This window comes from Bacillus sp. SYZHCR11, assembly GCF_057196865.1.
This window is the reverse complement of record NZ_JBXUND010000005.1, coordinates 37446-62995: the sequence shown is the minus strand read 5'-3', so window position 1 is coordinate 62995 and position 25550 is coordinate 37446. Positions and strand designations below refer to the sequence as shown.

The 25550-nt window shown below is 49.1% G+C and carries 24 protein-coding genes and 2 riboswitches; of the genes, 1 reads left to right on the top strand and 23 read right to left on the bottom strand.

Annotated features, from left to right (window positions below; translation table 11 throughout):
• Nucleotides 1–22 precede the first annotated feature (22 nt).
• The gene (locus tag AC2CGA_RS17060) at nucleotides 23–253 is read left to right on the top strand and encodes a YgaP family membrane protein (protein WP_003155749.1); all 231 of its coding nucleotides are present in this window, start codon (nucleotides 23–25) and stop codon (nucleotides 251–253) included.
• A gap of 166 nt (nucleotides 254–419) precedes the next feature.
• Here the strand turns inward: AC2CGA_RS17060 and purD are convergent, their stop codons facing one another.
• The 23 genes from purD to AC2CGA_RS16945 all read right to left on the bottom strand — a co-directional run bounded on the left by purD (nucleotide 420) and on the right by AC2CGA_RS16945 (nucleotide 25487).
• A complete protein-coding gene (gene purD / locus AC2CGA_RS17055; protein ID WP_025853963.1) occupies nucleotides 420–1688 on the bottom strand; it encodes a phosphoribosylamine--glycine ligase in 1269 nt (422 codons plus the stop codon).
• A 14-nt stretch (nucleotides 1689–1702) separates the two neighbouring features.
• The gene (purH, locus tag AC2CGA_RS17050) at nucleotides 1703–3241 is read right to left on the bottom strand and encodes a bifunctional phosphoribosylaminoimidazolecarboxamide formyltransferase/IMP cyclohydrolase (protein ID WP_046559406.1); all 1539 of its coding nucleotides are present in this window, start codon (nucleotides 3239–3241) and stop codon (nucleotides 1703–1705) included.
• The gene (gene purN, locus AC2CGA_RS17045; RefSeq protein ID WP_484480251.1) at nucleotides 3238–3825 is read right to left on the bottom strand and encodes a phosphoribosylglycinamide formyltransferase; all 588 of its coding nucleotides are present in this window, start codon (nucleotides 3823–3825) and stop codon (nucleotides 3238–3240) included. Before purN ends, purH begins: the two co-directional genes overlap by 4 nt.
• On the bottom strand, nucleotides 3822–4862 hold the full coding sequence (gene purM, locus AC2CGA_RS17040; protein WP_015388588.1) for a phosphoribosylformylglycinamidine cyclo-ligase: 1041 nt from the start codon (nucleotides 4860–4862) through the stop codon (nucleotides 3822–3824). The genes purN and purM overlap by 4 nt, the downstream gene beginning before the upstream one ends.
• 91 nt (nucleotides 4863–4953) lie before the next feature.
• A complete protein-coding gene (gene purF / locus AC2CGA_RS17035; RefSeq protein ID WP_003155754.1) occupies nucleotides 4954–6384 on the bottom strand; it encodes an amidophosphoribosyltransferase in 1431 nt (476 codons plus the stop codon).
• A complete protein-coding gene (purL, locus tag AC2CGA_RS17030; RefSeq protein WP_003155755.1) occupies nucleotides 6360–8588 on the bottom strand; it encodes a phosphoribosylformylglycinamidine synthase subunit PurL in 2229 nt (742 codons plus the stop codon). The genes purF and purL overlap by 25 nt, the downstream gene beginning before the upstream one ends.
• Entirely contained in the window at nucleotides 8572–9255 is a 684-nt protein-coding gene (gene purQ, locus AC2CGA_RS17025) for a phosphoribosylformylglycinamidine synthase subunit PurQ (protein ID WP_015388591.1), read from the bottom strand. The genes purL and purQ overlap by 17 nt, the downstream gene beginning before the upstream one ends.
• Nucleotides 9252–9506, bottom strand: a complete 255-nt coding sequence (gene purS / locus AC2CGA_RS17020; protein WP_003155758.1) for a phosphoribosylformylglycinamidine synthase subunit PurS — start codon at nucleotides 9504–9506, stop codon at nucleotides 9252–9254. Before purS ends, purQ begins: the two co-directional genes overlap by 4 nt.
• The gene (gene purC / locus AC2CGA_RS17015; RefSeq protein WP_088037573.1) at nucleotides 9499–10224 is read right to left on the bottom strand and encodes a phosphoribosylaminoimidazolesuccinocarboxamide synthase; all 726 of its coding nucleotides are present in this window, start codon (nucleotides 10222–10224) and stop codon (nucleotides 9499–9501) included. Before purC ends, purS begins: the two co-directional genes overlap by 8 nt.
• A gap of 75 nt (nucleotides 10225–10299) precedes the next feature.
• Nucleotides 10300–11592, bottom strand: coding sequence for an adenylosuccinate lyase (purB, locus tag AC2CGA_RS17010; RefSeq protein WP_007408896.1), 1293 nt, complete (start codon nucleotides 11590–11592; stop codon nucleotides 10300–10302).
• Nucleotides 11592–12773 (bottom strand): 5-(carboxyamino)imidazole ribonucleotide synthase, encoded by a 1182-nt coding sequence (gene purK, locus AC2CGA_RS17005; RefSeq protein ID WP_014304544.1) that lies wholly within the window; start codon nucleotides 12771–12773, stop codon nucleotides 11592–11594. The genes purB and purK overlap by 1 nt, the downstream gene beginning before the upstream one ends.
• A complete protein-coding gene (gene purE, locus AC2CGA_RS17000) occupies nucleotides 12727–13215 on the bottom strand; it encodes a 5-(carboxyamino)imidazole ribonucleotide mutase (RefSeq protein WP_003155768.1) in 489 nt (162 codons plus the stop codon). Before purE ends, purK begins: the two co-directional genes overlap by 47 nt.
• 132 nt (nucleotides 13216–13347) lie before the next feature.
• Nucleotides 13348–13449, bottom strand: a riboswitch (purine riboswitch).
• 78 nt (nucleotides 13450–13527) lie between these two features.
• Nucleotides 13528–13725, bottom strand: coding sequence for an NETI motif-containing protein (locus AC2CGA_RS16995; RefSeq protein ID WP_003155772.1), 198 nt, complete (start codon nucleotides 13723–13725; stop codon nucleotides 13528–13530).
• Nucleotides 13722–14276 carry a DUF2179 domain-containing protein gene (locus tag AC2CGA_RS16990; protein WP_003155773.1) on the bottom strand — a complete coding sequence of 185 codons (555 nt, stop codon included), beginning with the start codon at nucleotides 14274–14276 and terminating at the stop codon, nucleotides 13722–13724. Before AC2CGA_RS16990 ends, AC2CGA_RS16995 begins: the two co-directional genes overlap by 4 nt.
• Before the next feature lie 118 nt (nucleotides 14277–14394).
• Nucleotides 14395–14568 (bottom strand): Fur-regulated basic protein FbpA, encoded by a 174-nt coding sequence (locus AC2CGA_RS16985; protein WP_003155777.1) that lies wholly within the window; start codon nucleotides 14566–14568, stop codon nucleotides 14395–14397.
• Nucleotides 14569–14706: 138 nt separating this feature from the next.
• A complete protein-coding gene (locus AC2CGA_RS16980) occupies nucleotides 14707–15489 on the bottom strand; it encodes a hypothetical protein (RefSeq protein ID WP_014304542.1) in 783 nt (260 codons plus the stop codon).
• Between the two features lie 197 nt (nucleotides 15490–15686).
• Complete coding sequence (locus tag AC2CGA_RS16975) at nucleotides 15687–17009, bottom strand: NCS2 family permease (RefSeq protein WP_003155780.1); 1323 nt, start codon at nucleotides 17007–17009, stop codon at nucleotides 15687–15689.
• Between the two features lie 131 nt (nucleotides 17010–17140).
• A riboswitch (purine riboswitch) is annotated at nucleotides 17141–17242 on the bottom strand.
• 122 nt (nucleotides 17243–17364) lie between these two features.
• The gene (locus AC2CGA_RS16970) at nucleotides 17365–18807 is read right to left on the bottom strand and encodes a DUF4179 domain-containing protein (RefSeq protein WP_139885618.1); all 1443 of its coding nucleotides are present in this window, start codon (nucleotides 18805–18807) and stop codon (nucleotides 17365–17367) included.
• Nucleotides 18789–19322: a sigma-70 family RNA polymerase sigma factor gene (locus tag AC2CGA_RS16965; protein ID WP_003155783.1), complete on the bottom strand. Its 534-nt coding sequence runs from the start codon at nucleotides 19320–19322 to the stop codon at nucleotides 18789–18791. Before AC2CGA_RS16965 ends, AC2CGA_RS16970 begins: the two co-directional genes overlap by 19 nt.
• A gap of 103 nt (nucleotides 19323–19425) precedes the next feature.
• Nucleotides 19426–20967: a glutamine-hydrolyzing GMP synthase gene (guaA, locus tag AC2CGA_RS16960; RefSeq protein WP_003155784.1), complete on the bottom strand. Its 1542-nt coding sequence runs from the start codon at nucleotides 20965–20967 to the stop codon at nucleotides 19426–19428.
• Nucleotides 20968–21129: 162 nt separating this feature from the next.
• A complete protein-coding gene (locus AC2CGA_RS16955; RefSeq protein ID WP_014304540.1) occupies nucleotides 21130–23337 on the bottom strand; it encodes a DUF4129 domain-containing transglutaminase family protein in 2208 nt (735 codons plus the stop codon).
• Between the two features lie 18 nt (nucleotides 23338–23355).
• Nucleotides 23356–24525: a DUF58 domain-containing protein gene (locus AC2CGA_RS16950; protein WP_139885617.1), complete on the bottom strand. Its 1170-nt coding sequence runs from the start codon at nucleotides 24523–24525 to the stop codon at nucleotides 23356–23358.
• Nucleotides 24525–25487: an AAA family ATPase gene (locus tag AC2CGA_RS16945; protein WP_025853956.1), complete on the bottom strand. Its 963-nt coding sequence runs from the start codon at nucleotides 25485–25487 to the stop codon at nucleotides 24525–24527. The genes AC2CGA_RS16950 and AC2CGA_RS16945 overlap by 1 nt, the downstream gene beginning before the upstream one ends.
• Between the last annotated feature and the right edge of the window lie 63 nt (nucleotides 25488–25550).

Sequence of the window (25550 nt, the reverse complement as noted above, 5' to 3'; positions counted from 1 at the left end):
TTTTTCTAAGGGAGCTGAAATGATGAAACCGAATATCAGTTTATTAAACGCCGTTATGCGCATCACTTGCGGCCTCACCATTTTGTCTGCCGCTTCAGCAAAATACACGAGAAAACCTTGGTGCAAGATGCATCTCTTCTGTATGATGATGGGCGCGATGAAAGCGGCGTCCGGCATCCTCCGCTTCTGTCCGGTGACATATATGTTCCAAGCCGGAATGAATCAGGATGACAGCCATCAGCAAGAAAAATAACAAGCCGTTTCGGCTTGTTATTTTTTTCTCCTGTCCCGCGAGTATGAGAAGAATCTGCCGGCGATCCCGGCATCACAAAAGCCGGGACAGAATTCAAGACTGCATGACAATCTTAGTCGTCATTCAGAAGAAAACCCGCATCTTTTAAGACGCGGGGGTTTCCTCTTTATCGCTGCGATGCTTTCAGCGCACGGGCGCCGATATCGCTTCTGTAAAACAGTCCGGGTTTTGTCAGCCCCGAAACGGCGCTGTACACTTTATCCCTCGCCGCTTCAAATGTCTCAGCAAATGCCGTGACATTGGCGACCCGGCCGCCGTTCGTAACAAATTGTCCGCCGTCTTTTTTCGTTCCGGCATGAAAAACGGCGATCCCGTCTTCAGCGGACGTCAAACTGCCGATCGGCGTCCCTTTCGCATAGCCTTCCGGATAGCCTTCAGAAGCCAGGACAACGCTGACCGCGGCCGTATCCTTCCATCTTAGGTCAACATCTTTCTCATGCAGAAGATCTAAGAGCACCTGAATGAGGTCCGATTCCATTCTCGGCACGACGGCCTGTGTTTCCGGATCTCCGAAGCGCGCGTTGAATTCAATGACCTTTGATCCGTCTTCCGTCAGAATCAGCCCCGCGTACAGCACGCCCGTGAAGGAGCGCCCCTCTTTCACCATTGCTTTTGCCGCCGGCTTCACAATCGTTTCGACTGCGCTTCTGACGATATCATCGGAAATGTGCGGCACCGGTGAGTAGGCTCCCATTCCGCCCGTATTCGGCCCTTTGTCTCCATCGAAGGCGCGTTTATGATCTTGAGCGATGACCATCGGATAGACGGTCTCCCCTTTTACAAACGCCATTAAAGAAAATTCTTCGCCGGCGAGAAACTCTTCAATGACAACAGATGCGCTCGCCTCCCCGAATTTCTCATCCTCAAGAAAATCGTGCAGGCATTCAATCGCTTCTTCTTCCGTCATCGCGACTGTGACACCTTTTCCGGCGGCAAGCCCGTCCGCTTTAATGACAATCGGCGCGCCTTTTTGCTGTACATATGCTTTCGCCTCTTCAAATGAAGTAAACGTCTCGTACTCCGCCGTCGGAATGCCGTATTTTTTCATTAAATCCTTGGCAAACTGTTTGCTTCCTTCAATAATAGCCGCTTTTTCAGACGGTCCGAAAACAAGCAGTCCGGCTTTTTCAAACTCGTCGGCTATCCCTTCAATCAGAGGAACTTCGGGGCCGATAATCGTCAGGCCGACATGATGTTCTTTCGCAAACGCAATGAGTGCGGCATGATCGCTTTCTCCAATGTTGACCAGCGTCGCGCAGTCTGTCATACCGTCATTTCCGGGCGCGGCGTACACCGTGTCAACAAGCGGGCTTTGCGCCGCTTTCCAAGCCAATGTATGCTCTCTGCCGCCTTTTCCGATAATCAATACATTCACGCTTCGTTCCCCCCTTAATGTTTGAAATGTCTGATGCCGGTGAATACCATGGCGATTCCGTATTCATCCGCTTTCTTAATCGAATCTTCATCGCGGACCGATCCGCCGGGCTGGATAATCGCCGTGACACCGGCTTTTGCGGCTTCTTCGACTGTATCCGGCATCGGGAAAAACGCGTCTGATCCGAGCGCGCTGCCTTTTGCTTTTTCTACGGCCTGCTCAATGGCGATTTTGGCTGAACCGACGCGATTCATCTGTCCTGCGCCCACACCGACCGTCATATGGTCTTTTGCAAGGACGATCGCGTTGGATTTCACGTGTTTGACGACTTTCCAGGCCAGCTTCAAATCTTCCCATTCCTGCTCGCTCGGCTCTCTTTTTGTCGGGATGCTGATGTCGGCGTCATCAAATCCATGGATGTCTAAATCTTGAATCAAAAGACCGCCCTGTACGGAAGTCAGCTGTTTTTCTTTCTTTCCTGATGCGGTCACGTCAAGCGTGAGCAGACGAAGGTTTTTCTTCGCCGTCAGCACGTTCAGCGCTTCTTCACTGAAAGAAGGGGCGATAATGATTTCTAAAAAGATGCCGTGAAGGGCTTCAGCCGTTGCCTGATCAACTTCACGGTTCAGCGCGATGATGCCGCCGAAAATGGAGGTTTTATCAGCTTCATACGCTTTATTGAATGCTTCCTCAATTGAAGCTCCCGTACCGACTCCGCATGGATTCATATGTTTAACGGCAACAGCTGCGGGTTCTGTAAATTCCCGGACGATTTGAACGGCCGCATCCGCGTCCTTAATATTGTTATAAGAAAGCTCTTTGCCGTGAAGCTGTTTTGCCGCTGCGATGGAACCGGAGACAGGAAGTGCGCTTTGGTAGAAAACCGCCTCTTGGTGAGGGTTTTCACCGTAGCGGAGCGACTGTTTTTTCTCAAAAGTAACAGTGAATTGCTCAGGGTCTTTCTCACCGGCCTCGCGTGTTAAGTAATCAGCGATTAATGCGTCGTATGCCGCGGTATGGCGGAATACTTTGGCCGCAAGCTCGCGTTTTCTTTTGAGCGAAACGCCGCCGTGTTCTTTCATCTCATTGAGCACGGAGCTGTAATCGGCCGGATCTGTGATGACCGTCACATCCTGATGGTTTTTCGATGCGGCGCGCAGCATGCCGGGACCGCCGATATCAATGTTTTCTATCGCTTCATCGTATGTTACGTCTTCTTTTGAAATCGTTTCTTTAAACGGATAAAGGTTGACGACCACAAGGTCAATCGGTGCAATGCCGTGTTCATTGATCTGCGCCATATGCTCTTTATTGTCTCTTACGGCAAGCAGACCGCCGTGAATATTAGGATGGAGTGTTTTTAACCGTCCGTCCATAATTTCAGGAAATCCGGTCACTTCTGAAATGCCGATGACATCCACACCGTTTTCCTGAAGAAGTTTTTTTGTTCCTCCGGTCGAAATGACTTCGACGCCGAGCTCTGTCAGTTCCTTTACGAAAGGTACGAGATTTGTTTTATCAGAAACACTGATTAGTGCGCGTTTGATTGTCATGCCTTTTCACCTCTGTTATTTAGTCCCAGCAGCCGCTTCACAACGCTCGGATACCATTTGTGCTCAAGCTCGTGTATTGTATGCTCTATGTCTTCAAGCGTATCGTTTTCCTGTATTTCGAATGCTTTTTGCGCGATAATCGGTCCGGTGTCCATGCCTTCGTCGACGTAATGAACGGTAATGCCCGCCACTTTCACACCGGCCCGATACGCCTGTCCGACAGCGTCAATCCCAGGGAATGCCGGAAGAAGCGAGGGATGTATATTAATAATGCGTCCTCCGTATGCTTCAAGCAGCGTATCTCCAATCAGTCTCATATAGCCGGCGAGAACGATTAATTCCGCCCCGTGCAGGCGCAGCTGTTCAATAATGGCCCGTTCAAAGGCCGCTTTGTTTTCAAAAGATGACGGTTCAAAGGCGAATGACGGGATATGTAAATCCTCCGCCCTTTCCGCCGCCTTTGCCTGAGGCTTATCCGTCACGAGAAGCGAGAGCTCCGCATCCCACTTCTCTTCTCTCATGCGTTTGGCAATGGCCTCGAAGTTCGATCCGTTTCCTGAAGCAAATACCGCAAACTTTTTCATGAAAGAGCCGCACCGCCGAAAGAAATGCCTTCGCCCCGCTTGACCCGGCCGATCAGATAAGCCTTCTCGCCCTGAGCTTCAAGCGTGCTGATGACGTCTGTCAGGTTTTCTTCTTTAACGGCAAGGACAAAACCGATGCCCATATTAAAGACATTGAACATTTCTTCTTCTTTCAGCTTGCCGTGCTCCTGCAGAAACGGAAAAATCGGCGGGATCGGCCATGATCCGTGATCAATTTCCGCGCTCAATCCGTCCGGCAGCATCCGCGGGATATTCTCGATGAATCCTCCGCCTGTCACATGCGCCATGCCGTCCACCTTACCGCTTTTCACCGCCTTGAGCACCGGCTTCACGTATATCCTCGTCGGTTCCAGCAATTCTTCTCCGAGAGGACGCGCAAACGGTTCATAGACAGTATCCAAATCAAGTCCGCCGTCATCAAGAAGCACTTTTCTCACCAGGGAAAATCCGTTGCTGTGAAGGCCGCTTGAAGTAAGTCCGATTAAGAGATGCCCCTCTTCGATATGTTCACCGGTGACGATTTCGTCTTTTTCCGCGACGCCGACTGAAAAGCCCGCAATATCGTATTCATCAGACGTATACAGCCCCGGCATTTCCGCCGTCTCACCGCCGATAAGCGCTGATCCTGACTGCTCGCATCCGTCCGCCACACCCTGAACGATCTGCTCAATTTTCACCGGATCAGCCTTGCCGACCGCCAAATAATCAAGGAAAAACAGCGGCTCCGCTCCCTGGGCAAGCACATCGTTTACACACATCGCGACCGCATCGACGCCGATCGTGTCATGCTTATCCATTGAAAATGCGAGTTTCAGTTTGGTGCCGACACCGTCTGTTCCGGAAATTAAAACAGGCTTTTGATACGGAAGCTCTGACAGATCAAACATTCCGCCAAAACCGCCCAGGCTTCCCATAACGCCGAGCCTTTTCGTGCGCTCCACGTGTTTTTTCATTCGTTTGACGGCTTCGTATCCGGCTTCGATGTCAACTCCGGCATTTTTATAAGCATCAGACATCCCTATCACTCCTTGTCAATTCGTTTCTCCTAAAAAGGCAGAAAGAGAAAGGCAGCCTGAATTCCCGCTGCCTTTATGTCATTTTCACATTTTATTTTGTCAGCACCGCTTCTTTTACGTGAGGAAGCACTGTATCCTGATAAATTTCCGTCGGATATTTGCCCGTAAAACAAGCGAGGCATTGTCCGCAATTGGTGTCTTCAAATTTTCGGCCGACTCCTTTTAACAATCCGTCTACACTTAAGAAAGAAAGCGTGTCGGCACCGATGATCTGACGGATTTCTTCCACGGAATGAGAAGAAGCGATCAGCTCCTCATGGGTTGATGTGTCGATACCGTAGAAGCACGGATGAGCGATCGGCGGTGAACTGATCTTGACGTGCACCTCTGTCGCCCCCGCTTCTCTGAGCATTGTGACAATCCGGCGGCTTGTCGTCCCGCGCACGATGGAATCATCAACCATGACGACCCGTTTTCCTTCGACAACACCGCGGACGGCGGACAGCTTCATTCTGACGCCTTGCTCACGGAGAGCCTGTGACGGCTGGATAAACGTTCTGCCGACATAACGGTTTTTAATGAGACCGAGTTCGTACGGGATGCCCGTCGCCTCGGCATAGCCGATGGCCGCAGAAATACTGGAATCAGGCACGCCTGTGACGACATCCGCTTCAACCGCGGACTCCCGGGCAAGCATTTTCCCGAGGTTTTTCCGGGCGCTGTGCACGTTAATGCCGTCGATATTGCTGTCAGGTCTTGAGAAATAAATGTACTCCATGCTGCAGATGGAACGGTTGATATTCATGGAAAAACGCTCTGATTTCAAGCCTTCATCGTTGATGATCAGCATTTCGCCCGGCTCTACCTCACGAAGGTACGTTGCGCCGACAACATCAAATGCGCACGTTTCTGAAGCGACCACATAAGCATCGCCCATGATGCCGATTGACAGCGGTCTGAGTCCGTTCGGGTCAAGCGCTACGATCATCTCTGTTTCAGTCATGATTAAAAAGGCATAAGCGCCTTTCAGCATAGATAGCGAATTTTTGATTTGATCCTTCAGCGAAAAGTGTCCGCTGCGTTTAATCAGATGAGCCAGCACTTCCGTATCGGAGGAAGTCTGAAAAATGCTCCCTTGGTTTTCAAGCTGCTGCTTCAGCTGTGTGGCGTTGACCAGGTTTCCGTTATGGGCGAGCGCGAGGCTGCCGTTGTTTTGCGAACGGAACAGGAGCGGCTGAACATTTTCATATCCGCCTCCTCCAGCCGTTGCGTAACGAACATGCCCGATCGCGCCTTTTCCCTTTACTTTGCTGAGCTCGCCGTTTTGAAATACTTCAGTGATCAGCCCTTGGCCTTTGTGCGCCGTCAGTTTTTCACCGTCAGTCGCGACAATTCCCGCGCCTTCCTGTCCTCTGTGCTGGAGGCTGTGGAGGCCGTAATACGTAATTTGCGGGGCTTCTTCATGTCCCCAGATGCCAAACACACCGCATTCTTCATTCAGGCCTTTGATTTCAGCAAGCATGGAATAGCTCCTTTCCACGCGCGCTCAAGTTCTTTCGTTTGCGCGTGAACCAATTGTTGTCCGTCCTGGTTTTGAATCGCCAGAAGTCCGTCAGCCGTTACCTCACCGATATGAACCGCATCAGCCGCAGCCGCTTCAAACGCCGCTTGGTGTTCTTTTTTGACCGAAACGACGAAGCGTGATTGAGATTCAGAGAATAATAATGCCGCTTCCCCTTCAACAGTCACGTTGGCGCCAAGGTTTTCCGTCGTCATGACACTTTCTGCAATCGCTACGCCTAAGCCGCCTTCAGATACGTCATGCGCGGATTGAACGAAACCTTTTTTAATCGCGTCAAGCAATGCTTTTTGGCGTGACAGCTCTATATCAAGATCGATTTGCGGCGCTTTGCCGTAAATGCGGCCTTCTGTCATTTTTTGCAGTTCGCTTCCGGCAAACTCAGGTTTTGTTTCGCCGATCACGTATACAAGATCTCCCGCTTGTTTGAAATGCTGTGTCGTAATATGAGCGGTATCTTCAATTAAGCCGACCATGCCGATAACAGGCGTCGGGTAGATGGCCGTTCCGTTCGATTCATTATAAAGTGATACGTTACCGCCGATGACGGGTGTGCTGAGAACATTGCACGCCTCGCTGATGCCGTCGGCCGCTTTTTCGATCTGCCAGAAAATTTCAGGTTTTTCCGGGTTTCCGAAATTCAGATTATCCGTGACCGCAAGCGGTTCGGCGCCGGAGCATACGATGTTGCGCGCCGCTTCGGCAACGGCGATTTTTCCGCCTTCTTCTGGATCAAGATATAAATAACGGGCGTTGCAATCCGTCGTCATCGCCAGCGCTTTTTTCGTGCCGCGGATTCTGAGCACTCCCGCGTCAGAGCCCGGAGCGACCACCGTATTTGTGCGCACCATGTAGTCATATTGATCATACACCCACTCTTTGCTGGCAATTGTCGGCTGCTGCAGCAGGGCAAAAAGCGTCTCTGTCCCATCTTTTACTTCAGGCGCGGGAACTTCTGTTTCCTGAAACTCGCGGTAGTACGCGGGTTCTGCTGACGGTTTGTGGTATACAGGCGCTTCTTCCGCCAGTGCGTCGACCGGAAGTTCGCAAACAACCTCTCCGTTATGGCGGAGGCGGAGCATTTTATCATCCGTCACATGACCTACGGAAACCGCTTCAAGGTCATATTTATCAAAAATATCGACAATTTCCTGTTCACGTCCGCGTTCAATGACGAGAAGCATGCGTTCCTGAGACTCGGAAAGCATCATTTCGTAAGCGGTCATACCCGTTTCCCGCTGCGGAATGAGATCAAGGTTCATTTCAATGCCGGAGCCGGCTTTGCTTGCCATTTCAGCACTCGAACTTGTCAGACCGGCCGCCCCCATATCCTGAATGCCGACTAAGGCATCGCATTGGATGACTTCAAGGCATGCTTCCAGGAGAAGTTTTTCCATGAAAGGATCGCCGACCTGCACCGCGGAACGTTTTTCTTCAGATGAATCTGACATTTCTTCTGATGCGAAAGTAGCGCCGTGTATGCCGTCGCGGCCCGTTTTAGCGCCGACGTACATGACCGTGTTGCCGACACCTTTCGCCTGGCCTTTTTTAATATCTTTATGATCAATCAAGCCGACGCACATTGCATTGACAAGCGGATTGCCCTCATAGCTTGCGTCAAACTGCACTTCTCCGCCGACCGTCGGGATGCCGATACAGTTTCCGTATCCCGCGATTCCCGCCACTACTTCTTCAAACAAGTACTTCACACGAGGTGAAGTGAGTTCACCAAATCGAAGAGAGTTTAATACAGCTATCGGACGGGCGCCCATTGAGAAAACGTCACGGATAATGCCGCCCACTCCCGTCGCAGCACCTTGGTATGGCTCAAGCGCTGACGGGTGGTTATGAGATTCAATTTTGAACACGACCGCCTGATTGTCACCGATGTCAACGATTCCCGCGCCTTCTCCGGGACCCTGCAGCACGCGTTCGCCGCTAGTCGGGAATTTGCGTAAAACCGGTTTTGAGTTTTTATAGCTGCAGTGCTCTGACCACATCACGGAAAAAATCCCGATTTCCGTGTAGTTCGGCAATCTTCCGATAATAGATTCAATGAGTGCGAACTCGTCATCACTGACACCCATTTGCTGATAGAGTTTCTCTTCTTTTATTTGTTCTTTACTTGGTTCAAGCAGTAGCGACATGAGTTTCCCTCCAATTTTTCACGATAGACCGGAACAATGTAAGACCGTCTGCGCTGCCGAGCAGTTCATCGACTGCGCGCTCAGGGTGAGGCATCATGCCTAATACGTTGCCTTTCTCATTCACGACGCCGGCAATGCCGCTGACGCTTCCGTTAATATCGCCGCCGTATGTGAAGGCGATTTGATTGTTTTCTTTTAATCTTTCAAGCGTTTCGTCATCACAGTAGAAATTGCCTTCGCCGTGGGCAACCGGAATCGTAATCGATTGTCCTTTTTCATAGGAAGATGTGAATAACGTATCGCCGTTCTGTACGATTAATTCAACCGGGCGGCATATGAACTTTAAATCTTTGTTGCGTCTCATGGCGCCGGGCAGAAGTCCGAGCTCCTGCAGAATCTGGAATCCGTTGCAGACGCCGAGAACCGGTTTTCCTTCGGCAGCCGCTTTTTTCACGGCCGGCATGATGTTTGCGAATCTGGCGATGGCGCCGCATCTCAAGTAGTCGCCGTATGAAAACCCGCCGGGGATGAGCACGCCGTCAAATCCGTCAAGGCTTGTTTCCTCGTGCCAGACATACTCGACTTCTTCGCCGAGTTCGTCCTTTACGGCGTGAAACATATCAATATCACAGTTGGAGCCGGGTAACACAATCACCGCAAATTTCACTGTGCGACAACCTCCTCAACTTCATATCGGTAGTCTTCAATGACTGTATTGGCAAGGAGCTTTTCACACATTTCTTTCACGAGCGCGTCAAGATCGCGGTCAGATTTTTCGATCGTCAGCTCCATGTATTTTCCGATGCGCACATCCTGCACTTCATTGTAGGTCATGCTGTGCAATGCATGCTGCACTGCGCTTCCTTGAGGATCGAGCACACTTTCTTTTAAGCTGACATAAACTTTCACTTTATACATGATGAATGCCTCCCAGTCTTTTGAAAATCTCTTCATATGCGTCGGTTAAGCTTCCCAGGTTCCGTCTGAACAAATCTTTATCGAGCTTTTCGTTTGTGTCTTTGTCCCACAGACGGCACGTGTCAGGAGAAATTTCATCCGCTAAAAGCACCCGTCCCTCTGCGTCTAAGCCGAATTCCAGCTTAAAATCTATTAATCTGACCCCGCAGTCTTCAAAAATATGCTGAAGTTCTTGATTCACCTGGTTTGTAATCGATTTGATCGTTTCGACATGCTCAGGAGCCGCCGCTTTTAAGAGCCGGATATGATCTTCTGTGATGAGCGGATCGCCGAGTGCGTCATCCTTATAGTAAAATTCGATAATCGGCTGCGGGAGCTCTGTTCCTTCCGGGATGCCGAGACGTTTCGACATGCTTCCGGCGGCAATGTTTCTGACCACGACTTCAAGCGGAATGATGCTCACTTTTTTGATGAGCTGCTCTGATTCTGAAACACGCTCCACAAAGTGGTTGTCAATTCCTTTGGCATGCAGATGTTTGAAAATCAGGCTTGAAATTTCATTGTTCAGACGGCCCTTTCCGCTGATCTCCGCTTTTTTCTCACCGTTAAAGGCTGTTGCGGAATCCTTGTAGACCACGCGGAGAATCTGTTCGTCTTCAGTTTGATAAATTCGCTTCGCTTTTCCTTCATAAAGAAGATTATTGTTCACAATATTCACGGAAGGCCTCCTAACCCGAATGTTGGGAATATTCAATCTACGGCGGCTGAAGAAGCCGCCTCCGGCTGGCTTCTTCTATAAACCTAAACGCTCAAAGATCAAGTCGACGTTTTTCAGATGATAATTGTAGTCAAAGCAATCGGCAATCTGTTCCGGTGTGAGGCGGGACGTGATTTTTTCCTCCGCTTCGACAAGCTGGCGGAACGGAACTTGTTTTTCCCACGCTTCCATCGCTTTCGGCTGAACCGTGTCATATGCTTCTTCACGAGGCAGACCCGTGTCAATTAAAGCGAGCAGCACGCGCTGAGAATAGATTAAACCGAGTGTGCGGTCCATGTTGCGTTTCATATTTTCCGGGAATACCGTTAAGTTTTTGACGATGTTGCTGAATCGGTTCAGCATGTAATTCAGCGCGATTGTCGCGTCAGGAAGAATGATGCGCTCAGCTGATGAATGAGAAATATCACGCTCATGCCATAACGGTACATTTTCGTATGCCGTCAGCATGTACCCGCGGATCACGCGCGCCATGCCTGTCATATTTTCCGACCCGATCGGATTCCGTTTATGAGGCATAGCCGATGAGCCTTTTTGTCCTTTAGCAAAAAACTCTTCCACTTCACGTGTTTCACTCTTTTGGAGACCGCGGATTTCCACTGCGAATTTTTCAATGCTCGTCGCGATCAAAGCCAGTGCCGCCATGTAATCCGCATGACGGTCGCGCTGTAATGTCTGAGTGGAAATCGGCGCCGCTTTCAGCCCGAGTTTTTCACAGACATACTGCTCTACGAACGGATCAATATTTGCATATGTGCCGACCGCGCCGGAAAGCTTCCCGACTTCGATCCCTTCTTTTGCCTGCTTGAAACGTTCAAGGTTGCGTTTCATTTCTTCGTGCCAAAGCGCGAGCTTCAGGCCGAAAGTCGTCGGTTCCGCGTGTACGCCGTGCGTGCGGCCCATCATGACCGTGTATTTATGTTCTTTCGCTTTTTCTTTTATAATGTCAACAAATCTCTCAATGTCCTTGAGCAAGATCTCATTCGCCTGTTTTAATAGATAGGAAAGAGCGGTATCCACGACATCTGTTGACGTCAGGCCGTAGTGAACCCATTTTCTTTCTTCGCCTAATGATTCTGAAACCGCGCGGGTAAATGCAACGACGTCATGGCGCGTATCCTGCTCGATTTCCAAAATGCGGTTGATGTCAAAAGACGCGTTTTCGCGCATGACCTTGACGTCTTCTTTCGGAATGACGCCAAGCTCAGCCCAGGCTTCACAGGCTAAAATCTCGACTTCCAGCCATGCCTGGTATCTGTTTTCGTCCGTCCAGATCGCGGACATTTCAGGTCTTGAATAACGTTCGATCATTATGCTCGTCCTCCGTCTCTTTTCATCCATATGTTCGTGATGTCCTGAATCCATGTTTCATCAGGCTTCCGCAAAAATGTCATATGCCCCATTTTGCGGCCTTTTTTAATCTCATGTTTTCCGTACAGGTACAGTTTGGCTTCTTTTAAAAGCTCCGTATGCTCCTCCGCAAGCTTCACTTCCTCACCGAGCAGATTCACCATCATTCCCGGTTTGAGAAGATCGGTTCTGCCGAGAGGAAGTCCGCAGACCGCTCTGATGTGCTGTTCGAATTGGCTCGTTTCACAAAGGTCGAGCGTATAATGCCCGGAGTTGTGAGGACGCGGCGCCAGTTCATTGATCAAAAGGTCTCCGTCTTCTGTGACGAACATTTCCACCGCAAGCGGCCCGACAAGCTCCAATTTCTCCGCGAGCTGAACGGCAAGCGCCTCTGCCCGCTTTTGAACCGTTTCCTCCGCTCTCGCGGGCACGATGCTTTGGAACAGAATATTATTTTTGTGGATATTTTCAGCAGCCGGAAAGGTTGAAATCTCACCGTGCACCGATCTCGTCACGATAACGGAAAGCTCCATCCGGAACGATACCCAGCTTTCCAGTATGCACGTGCCGTTTTCTAGCAGGGCGGCCGCTTCGTCTGTCTGTCCTTCTTCCTTAATGACAAATTGGCCTTTGCCGTCATATCCGCCGCGGCATGTTTTCAGCACCGCCGGGAGCCCCAGTGCCTGAACAGCTTCCTCAAGCTCCCGTCCGCTGTTTACGATCCGATAAGGAGCGACTTGACAGCCTGCTGACTGAATCGCCTTTTTTTCCGTTTCCCTGTTTTGGGTGATAAGCAGCAGCTCGCTTCCCTGGGGAAGATATGCATGTTCTTTGAGCCAGTTGAGCGCCTCGTAATCGATATTTTCAAATTCGTACGTAATGATGTCACTGACTCCGGCCAATTTTTGAATCGCTTCACGGTCATTATACTGGGCGGTAATCTCAATATCGGCGATCTGTCCGCATGGCGAGTCTTTCACGGGATCGACGACTGCGACTTTATAGCCCATCTGTTTTGCGGCGACAGCCATCATTTTTCCGAGCTGTCCGCCTCCGATAATGCCGATGACGGCGCCGGGATAAATCGTTTTTTTATCAGACAAGCTGATCACTGCTTTCCAGCACCGTTTGTTTTGTCGCATTTCTTCTCGCCTCTAGTTTATCCGCAATGTCACCGTCAAATGCCGACAAAATCTGCGCGGCTAACAGACCCGCGTTCACTGCGCCCGCTTTTCCGATCGCCGTCGTCGCGACCGGCACGCCTCCGGGCATCTGTACGATAGACAGAAGAGAATCAAGCCCGTTAAGCGATTTTGTCTGAACCGGTACGCCGATCACCGGAAGTGTCGTTTTGGCCGCCGTCATACCCGGCAGATGCGCCGCTCCACCGGCTCCGGCAATAATGACTTTTAAGCCTCTGTCTCTGGCGCTTTCTGCATATTCAAACATCAAATCAGGCGTCCGATGCGCGGATACTACCTGTTTTTCATAAGGAATGTGAAGTTCGTCAAGTATGTCGCATGCATGTTTCATTGTCTCCCAATCGGAGGTGCTTCCCATGATGATTCCTGCTAGCGGCTGCATTCTGTTCCCACCTTCTCATGCTTTGTTTTTCAGAAAAAAAAGCCCGGCTTATATTGCAACTATGAGGAAGCAATACAAACCGGGCATGGCGCGCGTATCGTCAGTCGTTCGCTTCTGCGATATCCATGTCAGCTGTTTATCACTTTCCTGCATAGTCCGGCCGTTTACGGCAGCCGGGTAGAAACTTATGGGCCATATTCCCAAGATTATATGAGGTCGTGTTTTGATTTCATGTTTATCTTAACAACGGACTTGGATAATGTCAACGACATTATCGAACGATATAAAAATTCTTTCTTTTAATGTTCGTGTTTAGATCAATTTCCCTTCAAATACGATTTTTTTCCCGCAAGGAACGACTTGAATTGATCCATTTTCTTTCTTTTCTGTAAAGATGGGCTCTTCCATCCGCCTGACGGGCATATAACCCTCTTCCTTCATTAAAGTGAGAATGGTGTCAATCGTTTCATGTTCCGTTACTTCAAACCGTTTCTTTTTTGGCTTTGTCATTCCTTAATTCTCCTCTTCTTCACTGCTTTCACCCAGAATCCGCCGTGGATCGTTTTCGGCTCAAAGGCGATGATAAACGCTTTTTCATCAAGCGTTTTAATCGTATCATACAGCTGAAGCTCATATTTGCGCGGCGTCAGAATCTGCATGGCGGTCCGGTCTCCTTCAAGTCCGCCCGCAACCCAGCTTGTAACACCGTATCCTTTTTCCCGGAGCTGTTTCGGCAGGTCCAGATCAAGCTCCTTCGTAATGACGTTGACTGTTATGTAGCCGAGCGCCAGTTTTTCTTCAATCTTCATTCCCACTATGACGCCGAGGCCGTAGCCGAGCGCATAGGCAATGACGTTTTGAATTTGATTCAGATTGTCGAGCACAAGACTCAGACCGGTCACATACACAAGGATTTCAATTGTACTGATGCCTGCGGCGAAATAGCGCTGTCCCTTTAATGTCAGAATCATCCTGATCGTAAAGAAAGAGACATATATAATGTTAATGATGAGAATAATGAGAACCATACCTATACTGTTGGATAAAATTGTCTGCATCACTGATTCCCCTCCTCTGACTTTGAAAAGCCAATCTTTCAATTAAGGATAGTTTACCCTCTTTTCATCATTTTCAAAAGAAAAAAAAGCCCGCCCCGCAAGGCAGACTCTCAAGCTCTTATCAGTGAAGCTCGGCTTTTTTCAATCGTTTGACGGCTTCATATTCCTTCTCAAGTTCACTCAGCGTGTACCCGGACAGTTCCTGAACATGGTCTTGATAAAACCCTGAGCGGATCAGTTTTGTCCTCAGGTGCTGTTTTTTCCGATTAATGGCTTCTCGCAACAACGGGGCCATCTTCATCATCCCTTTCCGAATCATAAAGAGTAGTGCCGCTTTCGAATTGCTGTTGCTCTCATCATATCTCGGCCGGGTCCTCAAAACAACACGCTTCATTAGAAAAATTTGTAAACATTGTGAAAGACAAATTTCGACTTATAAAGGAATCAGCGAAGCAGTAAAGTACTCGGAAATGAGCGGCCATGTCACAGCCGTAAAAACGAGCATGATGATGACCGCCGCGGAAATACAGTACATCACGTCAGCCGCAGGCTTTTCAGCCGATTTGTATAGAATCTGCACAAACTGCACCATCGCCGAGGCGGCCAGAAACAAGGTCAGCGCCGTAAACACCACGGTGATGACCGGCAGATTCAATATCGCGAAAATCATCCACACGATAGAGCAGGCGACAGCCGGAACCAAAAGCGATCCGACCCCCGCGGCCGCATCCCGCATCGTAATTTTCTGCTTCATCATATAACGTGATACAAGCCAGACCGCGCCGGCCGCAGCGGCAAAAAAGACGAGCGTATACACGAGAACGACGGTAAAGCCGTCAAAAAACGTATGATGCCGCTCCCCGTATCCGAGAGGCCTTTGCTGGCTTGCCCTCAGCTGAAACCAATTTCCGATTGAGAAAAAGATACTGAATACAAGCATTGAAATAAGAGCATATTTAAAGCGGGAAAAGCCGTCTTCCCCAACGACCTTCACCGGTGATGTCAAAATGCGCAGCGCGAAACGGCAATAACGTTTGACCGCGGCCCATGCAGAAGCGAGTTTTTCCGTAAAAGCCGGAGCCGGGCGCCGTTCCTTTTCTTTTTTCTTTTGCTTTTGATAACGTCCCGCATTTCTGGACATTCTCGACAGCGGTTCTTCATCAGTTCCCTGATGCTGTTTTTCTTCTTCCAACGTTTCTTTTCTTTCTTCCGTCATGTCAGCAACTCCTATCAAAAAAATACGGCGGAATTTGTTTAGCAAGAAAATAAAACACTTATATAAGGTACCGAAGCGGCCTTAAACAGTCAAGCGGTTTTCTTCACCCGGACACCCACATGACGTTTTATATTATGTATTGGTTTTACGGAATAGGACAAAAACAAAAAACCGGCTTTCCCCAGCCGGTTTTTCCGTTATTTCAAGAAGATGAAATACAGGATAAAGATGACGAACAGCCCGTACATAATCGGGTGAACGCTTTTTCCTTTTCCTTTGCAGATCATTGTAATCGGGTAGAAAATAAAACCGATCGCAATCCCCGTCGCAATACTGTACGTCAGCGGCATCATAATCATCGTTAAAAATGCCGGAACAGCCACCTCGAATTTATCCCAGGCGATCTTACCGAGCGGCGCCACCATCAGCGCGCCGACGATAATTAAAGCCGGAGCCGTCACATTCGTGGTGACAACTGACAGAAGCGGCGAGAAAAACATCGCCAGCAAAAAGAGAATGCCCGTCACAACAGCCGCGAAGCCGGAGCGCGCCCCCGCCGCAACGCCTGAGCTGGATTCAACATAAGAAGTCGTTGTAGACGTACCGAGCACGGCTCCGATAACGATTGATGTTGAATCCGCCAAAAGCGCTCTTCCCGCACGCGGAAGTTTGTTTTCCTTCATCAGCCCGGCCTGTGTCGCTACAGCTACCAGCGTACCGGCCGTATCGAAAAATCCGACGAACAGGAAAGTTAAAATGACAATCAGCATTTGTACGGAGAAGATATCCGGAAGGTGCATCCACGCCTGTCCGAAAGTCGGCGCAAGACTCGGCACGCTGCCGACAATGTGTGTCGGAACCGGAATCAGCCCGCAGATCATACCGGCAACCGCCGTCAAAAGCATTCCGATAAACACGCCGCCGTTTACGCGAAGCACCATCAGAATGACCGTCACAATAACACCGAAAACCGTCAGCAGCACAGGGCCGCTGTGAATATTGCCGATAGACACCAAAGTCGATGAGTTCGCTTCAATAATGCCCGAACCCTGCAAACCGACAAATGTGATAAACAAACCGATACCCGCGCCGACCGCCAATTTCAGCTCAGGCGGAATCGCATTAATGATTTTTTCCCGCAATCCCGTCAGTGAAAGCGCCACGAAGATAATTCCGGAAATCAAGACGCCGGAAAGCGCAGCCTGCCATGAAATCCCCATGCCGAGTACGACAGAGAAGGCAAAAAACGCATTTAATCCCATACCCGGCGCAATCGCGATCGGATACTTTGCAATAAGCCCCATTAAAATACAGCCGGCCGCAGATGCCAAGGCTGTAGCGGTGAACACCGCGCCCTGATCAATTTTTAATGCTTCGGGAAATCCTTTCACACCGTTTAAAGACAATGTCAGCGGATTGACGAACAGAATGTACGCCATTGACAAAAAGGTCGTTAAACCGCCGATGATTTCATTACGATAGCTTGTCCCCAGCTCATCAAACTGAAAAAATTGCTTCAAGCCAATTGCCTCCTTCATTCTCTCCCATTTATTCTGCCCGTTATCCGCCAAATAAAAAACGCCCCAAATACATTTGGGACGCTTGACTACATACGTTCAGTCTGAATAAATAAGAATGGATTATTTATATCAAACGATTGAGATTGATCCGTAGTCAAGCCATTTACGGTAGCTTGGTAGAAACTTGCGGGCCATATCCCCGCCATTATACGATATCTGCATATTTGATTTCTGAGTCTATTGTATCAATTCAATTTTGAAAACTCAATAAAAAAACGAACAATCCAGTTAAAAAAAATTGGTTTATTCGTTAATTGACCAAAAATGGAAGACGGCAAGGGCCGCCTTCCCGGCATCATTTTCCGTTCGCAGGCCGAACCGGCACCGCGAATGTGATCCCCTTGTCATCCGCCAGCAAGTTCATAACCGTTTGATTGACGTACAAAGCATATGAATCGAATGAGAAATCGCGCAATGAATAGTCTTTATCGGATGAATCATCTAATTCAAAAACGGATTCCATTTCACCCTTTTTAAGATTCGTGACTTTCGCCTTATTCCCTTTCAGATAATAGCCTTTTTCATACTCATTAAGCGATGGCCAAGTTTTCATTTTTTTCGTATTGCCGAGACCGATTGATTCACCGACATTCATCAGCTGATCTTCATCCGCCTTGCTTACATCAATTCCGCTGAATTGATAATCGACAATTACCCGTCTGTCTTGCTGTTTGATCTTTTTGATGGTGATGCCGACATGATGATGTTTCGTTTTATAACTGACGGGCAGTTTTGTTTTCAGAGGCACGATTTCTCCCGGCTCTGATTCTGTTTTTATATCGCCCGTTATGAAAAGTGTTTTCGCTTTCGGGTCTATCGGTTTGCTGAATTGAGTTTGGCCGCGTATTCTTTTCCCGCCGCCGGGAAGATTCTTCCTGCCGCCAAGTTCAATATTCGACATCGTCATTTCATAATGGTTTCCAGCATCATCCGTTGCTTCGTCAATCGAGATGGCATCATTTTTGGCTGCATCATAGAAGTCGATAGAATACAGGAGGGCCGATCCCATCGTTCCGTTTTCCGCCCGGATATCGAAAAAGCGGTATAATCCGTGATTTACATTCACAGCTTTCGTTCCTTCAAGAGAAACGGACTTTTGTTTTTTAATAGGGAGTGTAAAGCGCCAGTTTCCGGGGATATCCTTGATTTGTGTAATGACAAGCGGAAGCTTATCACCGTCTTTCAGCTTTGAGCCGTCCGTGAACAGGCGAAGCTGCCCCGCGTACCGCCCGTCTTTCATTTTTTTCATATCACTGCTGTCATAATCCTCTGCTAACATATTCCGTGGATCTTTATAATCGACTTGAAAAGAGATGCTCTCCTCATCTGATTTCAAATTATCAACGATAAAGTTATAAACGAGCTGTCCGCTGTCGTAATACACACTTTTCACTTTCACCGTGATTCCGCGTGATTCCGCTTTTTCGTTCAGTTTTGTCACCAAATTGCTTTTAAACAGCGCAGAACCTGCCTTATCCTGAAACAGACTGTAAATTTGTCCGGCAACAGGAATGTTTCCCATAGCGGTGTTAACGGAGGGCATGAACAAGCCTGAGGACAGATACAGAATAAACAGAGCAGCAGCAACCGCGAGGCCGTTTATCACTTTTCGTCCCCATCTCCGTCTGACGGCGCCTTCTTTTCCGGCACGGACAGCAGCGCTGTGTATCACGTTTTTCAACTCAGCTTTCGGCACGTCAATGTCCTGATACAATTGCTTCATTTGATGCTTTTCCATATGTGTTTATCCTCCTTTTCCAGTTCCTGCTTCAATGCTTTTCTCGCCCTGTGGAGATGCGTTTTTACAGTGCCTTCCGCCATACCGGTCTGTTCAGCGATCATACCAATCGAGAAATCTTGAAAATAATAAAGCTGAATGGTCAGCTGTATATGTTCGTCAAGCGTTTCCAGAGCATTCCGAAGATCTATGTATTCTTCAATGTTCTTATTCTCCGCGCGCGTATCGTGCTGCGGCTCAAACGGAATGACGTCTCCGTGCTTTTTCCTCATCGCAAAAATCGTATGAAGCAGAATCCGGATCAGCCACGTTTTAAAATATTTCGGCTCCTTCAGCTGTGCGATATGAAGAAAAGCCTTGTAAGCCGTTTCCTGAACAGCGTCCAGTGTATCTTCCTTGTGATGCAAATAAAGATAAGCTGTTTTATATAAAGTCTCCTGATGGGTTGTGATCAGTTTTTCAAAGGCTGCGGCATCACCTTTTTTCGCCTTTTTGATCAATCGTTCTTCCTTCACCTTATCCACCTCCTATGCTGTTAGATATGAATCGGGGCAAAACGGTTTCAAAAAGATGAAAAAAAAACGCCTCTTTTTTAAAAGAGACGTTTTTTATCTTCATTTATTCCCACTCAATCGTTGCAGGCGGCTTGCTCGTAATGTCATACACGACGCGGTTGATGTGTTTCACTTCGTTGACGATCCGTGTTGAAATCACTTCAAGCACATCCCAAGGGATACGCGCCCAGTCAGATGTCATGCCGTCAATTGATGTTACGGCACGGATACCGATTGTGTAATCATACGTTCTCGCATCTCCCATGACGCCGACGCTGCGGATGTCAGGAAGAACCGTGAAGTACTGCCAGATGTCGCGCTCAAGGCCGTGGTTCGCCACTTCTTCACGCAGAATCGCGTCTGATTCACGAACGATCTCAAGTTTTTCTTCCGTTACTTCACCGAGTACGCGGATGCCAAGTCCAGGGCCCGGGAACGGCTGACGCCATACGATATCATCCGGAAGGCCGAGCTCTGTGCCAAGCGCGCGCACTTCGTCTTTGAAAAGGGTGTTCAGCGGCTCGATCAGTTCAAACTGCATATCTTCAGGAAGTCCGCCGACATTGTGATGCGATTTGATCGTTTGCGCCGTTGCAGTACCGCTCTCGATAATATCCGTGTAAAGCGTTCCTTGCGCAAGGTAATCGATGCCTTTCAGCTTGTCCGCTTCATCATCAAATACGTAAATGAATTCGTTGCCGATGATTTTGCGTTTTTGCTCAGGATCAGAAACACCTTTCAGCTTGTTTAAGAATCTGTCTTTCGCATCAACTTTAATGACATTCATATTAAAGCCTTCGCTGAACGTTTTCATGACGCCTTCAGCTTCGCCTTTACGAAGCAGGCCGTGATCGACGAAAATACAAGTCAGCTGGTCGCCGATCGCTTTATGAATTAAAGCAGCCACAACAGAGGAATCAACACCGCCGCTTAGCGCGCAAAGAACCTGCTTGTCTCCGACTGTTTCGCGGATTTTTTGCATTTCGATTTCGATAAAGTTTTCCATTGACCATTCGCCTTTACATTCACAAGGCCCGAAGACAAAGTTTTTCAGAAGGTCATTTCCGTATTCTGAATGACGGACTTCCGGATGGAACTGCACACCGTACCATTTTTTGTCTTTTTTGCTCATCGCCGAGTTCGGGCAGTGATGGCTCGTCGCGTCTACCGTAAATCCTTCCGGCACTTGTACGACTAAGTCGCCGTGGCTCATCCAGACAACTTGTTCTTCCGGAAGATCCTTGAACAAGTCAGGAGTTCCTTGAATCTGAATGTTCGCTTTTCCGTATTCGCGCTGGCTTGCCGCCTCGACTTTCCCTCCGAGGTAATGAGTCATCAGCTGCATGCCGTAGCAGATGCCCAATACAGGAATATCGAGTTCAAAGATTTTTTCATCACAGCGGAAAGATCCTTCATCATATACACTGTTCGGTCCGCCTGAAAGGATAATTCCTTTTGGATTCATTTCTTTGATTTCCTCAGCTGTCAACGTATGGGGATGCAGCTCGCTATATACGCCAAATTCACGGATCCGGCGGGTAATCAGCTGGTTATACTGACTGCCGAAATCAAGAACAAGAATCATTTCATTCACTAACTTCGTCATGGTTGTCACCTAATCTCCTCTAAGTTTTTGACACAGAAAAAACGGAGGACACACGTTCAGCCCTCTGTCGGCAAGACTTGTCCGGAAGCCCGGCTTTTTAACGCTCCCGGGCTCCCATTTAACATTCATATATTCTAACAACAGGACGATATGCGGTCAAGACTATCTTCTTTTAATTATATTTTCCCACAACTGTCCCGATTCATTCCAAAGCTTTGCGGCATTATCGCTGCGGTATAAAGCACGCTCATAGCGCAGCGTCAGCTCGGACATGTCGTTTGTATGGTGCGCCTCGTCAACCCTTGCGGCAAAATCGCGGAGCGTTTCTCCGTCTCCCCTGCTGAACCCTTTTCGTTTCAGCTGGCGGAGCAGCGCGGCATATGCGTCGAAAAAGACGTCTTCATCCGTTCGCCGCTTCAATCTGGCTGCTGTAACGTGCGGAATCCAGCGCGCCCGGAACAGCCAGGCGAGTGCCGCCGCGGCTGAAATTACGATGACGATGGCTGCATACGGCCACAGGTGTGCCGCGGTTTTGTTGCGGATCACAGGCTGCGGTGCCGCGCTGTGATCCCGCTTTTTCGGTGTTTCTTCTTTTTCCGGCTTTGTTTCCTGACGCTGCTTGTCAGACGGTGAATCCGAATTCCCCGCTGAGCCTCCGCTGTCTTTTGCCGCGGTATGATTTTGCTCTGACGTAAACTCCGTCGGATTGGTGAAGCCTTTTGTCGGCTCAAACGTCACCCAGCCCTGATCGGGAAAATACACTTCTACCCACGAATGGGCGTTGTTGTTTGTGACTTCATAAATGTGGCCGTTATGGTCGCCTGCCCCTTTATATTCACCGGATGTATAGCCCTTCACCCAACGGGCGGGAATTCCCGCAGAGCGGAGCAGCACGGCCATTGCCGATGAAAAGTTATCACAATATCCTCTTTTCGTTTCAAACAGAAATTGATCGACATAATCCTGATTGTGCTCCGGAACCGCGACATCCTGTGTATTATACGAAAATGCGGAAGATCCGAGATAATCCTCGATCGCCTTCGCTTTATCGAACATATTATGATGATTCCGCGTCAGTCTGTCCGCAAGCTGTCGCACTCTTTTCGGAAGGCTGTCGGGGACCTGTAAATACCGGTCATTGAATTGATTCTGCTCACGGTATCGTTTCACTTTCACTTTTCTGAGATCATTCAGCTTAAAGACGGGCGCCTGAAAAGTCACCGTGTACCGTCCCATATTACGGATGTTGCCCACTTGTTCACTGACCGGCGTAATTTGCTCGGTGTTTCCGTTCATTTCAAGCAGAATCGAGTGCTTCGGTTTAATATTGGAGACGCCGATCGGATACATGACGTGATTATAGAGATAATTCTCATCAATGGACACCTGTGCCGTATACCGTCTCGTCTGCACACTCCGGTCAAACCATATATCTTCCACATTGCCGCCGTTCAGTTTATAGGACATGCCCTGATCGGTCTCCACCCAGCCTTTCCCCGTGTATGTATCTTTCGTTTCCACCCGGAAGTACGCCCGTTCTTTTCCCTTCCATGTAAAAACCGGCGTATCATCCTCCTGAAAAGGACCGCCCAATGTTTCATCATGATTGCCGTAGCCGATTTTGCTTTCGGCGGCGGGCACTTCTTTGTGGTTTGTGATTTTTTTTAGAAACGGCACGGGATCCGGCCAGTTCGGGTCTGATTTCGGAGCCGCCAGACCGAACACGACGGAAGCGCAGATAAACAGCATCAGCGGCAGAAACCATTTGAGTATCAATCTTTTTTTAAACGCTATGTGTTCCGTAAGCCGGATGCGCTCCATATACAAAAGCCCCATCATCAAAAAGCCGATAAAGACGATCCGGATGACGGCGTACGCGGCATCATAAGGAGTAAACGTATCAAGCACGGTGATATACGCCACCGTCATGATAAAAAAGAATAATATTTTCCGCTGATAGATCACCCAGTAATGCAGCAAATACACGAGCAGCCATAAAAGCACAAAAAACAGCAACGTGCGGAATGACGGATTCATATCATTCCATCTTCCGGTCCCGATGTGGCGGGCATTTTGCATCACGTCCCGCAAAAAAGAAACGAGCCATTCCGGCTGAAAAATAGAACCTTTATAAAACAGGATGTGAATACTGATCAACGTAAACAGAATGCAGGACGGCACGGTGACGTACCACCTCATCCGGAAGAATGACAGCAGAAATGCCAAACCGATAAAAACGATGAAAAAACCGGTATGTTTTGTATCCGTAAAATTGTGCAGCGGCCTGAGCCATTCCCATAACAATAAAAAAGCGAGAAAATAAAACAGCAGTAGACTCAGCCTGCTTCCCTGGTTCTCGTCATGCGGCATGGCGCGCCACCTCTCTTTCTAAACAACATGGGACACCCGTTTGTCCCTGATCATTTGCACCTTAATATTTTTCTGAGCGAAGATGAGAGCGAGTTTCCGTTCTTTCTCCGAAAGCGCGGCATTCGTTTCTTTCGCCAAAAACACCGTCATGTCAGCACGGCCGGGCTCAGCCTGTTTGAGAAGGTCTTCTGTAAGACTGCCCGTCACGACGGCAACGGAAGCTTTACCCAGTTCTTTCCCTAAACGCCCGCCTGCATCGGCTTCTTCCGACTCTGAAGCTGATGCCAGGTAACGCAGCATCTGTCTGAAATGCCGCTCTCCCTCCCGGACGGGAAATACAGTCCGGTCGCTCCCCAATGAAATAAATCCTGCGGGAGAGCCCTTCACAAGCGCCGTGTAAAGCAGGGATGCCGAAGCTGACACCGCGGCTTCAAACGAAGGGGACGGCCTGCAGTCCAAAAGGAGAATCATATTCATACTCTGCAGCGGGTCAAATTCCTTCGTCATCAGCTCATTTCGACGCGCCGATGTTTTCCAGTCAAGTGCGGAAAACCGGTCGCCCGGCTGATAATTTCTGACGCTCGCAGCCATTGCTGTGCGGTGTACCTGAAACGGAGCACCGGCACCCGCACCCTCTTCTCCGGATGCAGCCTGCGGCTTATAGTGAACAGGCCCGTACGCCGGGAAAACCAGAACCGTATCCGTTACGGAAAACGACGCTGTCTTGTCCAAAAGCCCGAGAACATCTCCCGTCCGCACTCTGATCGTATGTAAATGATGCTCTCCGCGCGGCACCTGCGGCAGCTCATATTGTAACGTCAGCTTCCTTTGAAACCACGGAAACACAAGCTGTTTCGCACTGCGCCTCTCACCAAGCGTTTCCGGCATCACATCTTCAATGACCATATATGTCAGCGGAAACGGCAGGCGCCTCGTCAGCCTGATGGTGACAGACAGCCTGTCGCCTGAGGTTAACTGGGCGGAGGACACGTCACGCGTCACCTGAAACGCCCGCAGCGGGTACACAGCGACCAGCCCGGCGTAAACGGTAAACGGCAAAAACGCATAAAATAAAAACCAGCTCACAAATCCGCCCTGAAACATGGCATAAGAAAAGACAGCCGCCGTCAGTACGGCCAACATAAGCAGCTTCCAGCCATATAGAAGCCAATGCATCTTCTTTCTCATTAGCGGACCGACATCCTTTGAACGGGAACTTTTTCCGTTTGCATGATGTCTTCTATAACCGCTTCCGGCGTCACATCGTTAAATTTCGCCTCGGCGGTCAAGATCATTCTGTGCGGCAGCGTATACGGAGCCAAATACTGGACGTCATCAGGAATGACGTAATCGCGGTCATGAAGCAGCGCGTACGCCTGCGCGGCTTTCATTAATGAAATTGAACCGCGCGGGCTGACGCCCAGATGTACGGACGGATGCCGGCGGGTATGCTGAGTAATGCCGACGATATACGCTTTAATTCCATCATCCACCCGCACCTGCTCCAGTTTTTGCTGGAGGGTGATGAACTGTTCTTTAGAAATGACGGGCTCGATTGTTTCAAGCGGATTGCGCCCTTCCTGCAAAGACAGAACCCGAAGCTCCTCCTCGGCAGTCGGGTAGCCCATGCGCAGCTTAAATAAAAACCGGTCAAGCTGGGCTTCGGGAAGCGGATACGTTCCTTCATATTCAACCGGGTTTTGTGTGGCCATGACGAAAAACGGCTCAGCCAGCCGCATTGTCTTTCCGTCAATCGTGACATTCCCTTCCTCCATCGCCTCAAGCAGGGAAGACTGAGTTTTCGGAGAGGTTCTGTTAATTTCATCAGCCAGCACGATATTCCCCATGATCGGTCCCGGGCGGTATTCAAATTCCATTGTTTTCGTATTATAAATAGAGACACCCGTCACATCTGACGGCAGAAGATCCGGCGTGAACTGAATCCTCTTAAAGTCAGCTCCGATCAGCTTGGCCAAAGCCCGGACCATCATCGTTTTTCCGACTCCCGGCACGTCTTCCAGCAGCACATGCCCTTTTGCGAGAATGGCGGCCAGACTGAGTATGGCGATATCCCGTTTTCCTATGATGATGTTTTCAATATGCTCAACGGCTTTCTCCAGCAGCGGATGCAGCTCTTCTTTATAAGCCATTCTTCTCCTCCTAGTCATCTCTCAAATTTCAATTATCGTAACCTAACTTTACCACAAAATATA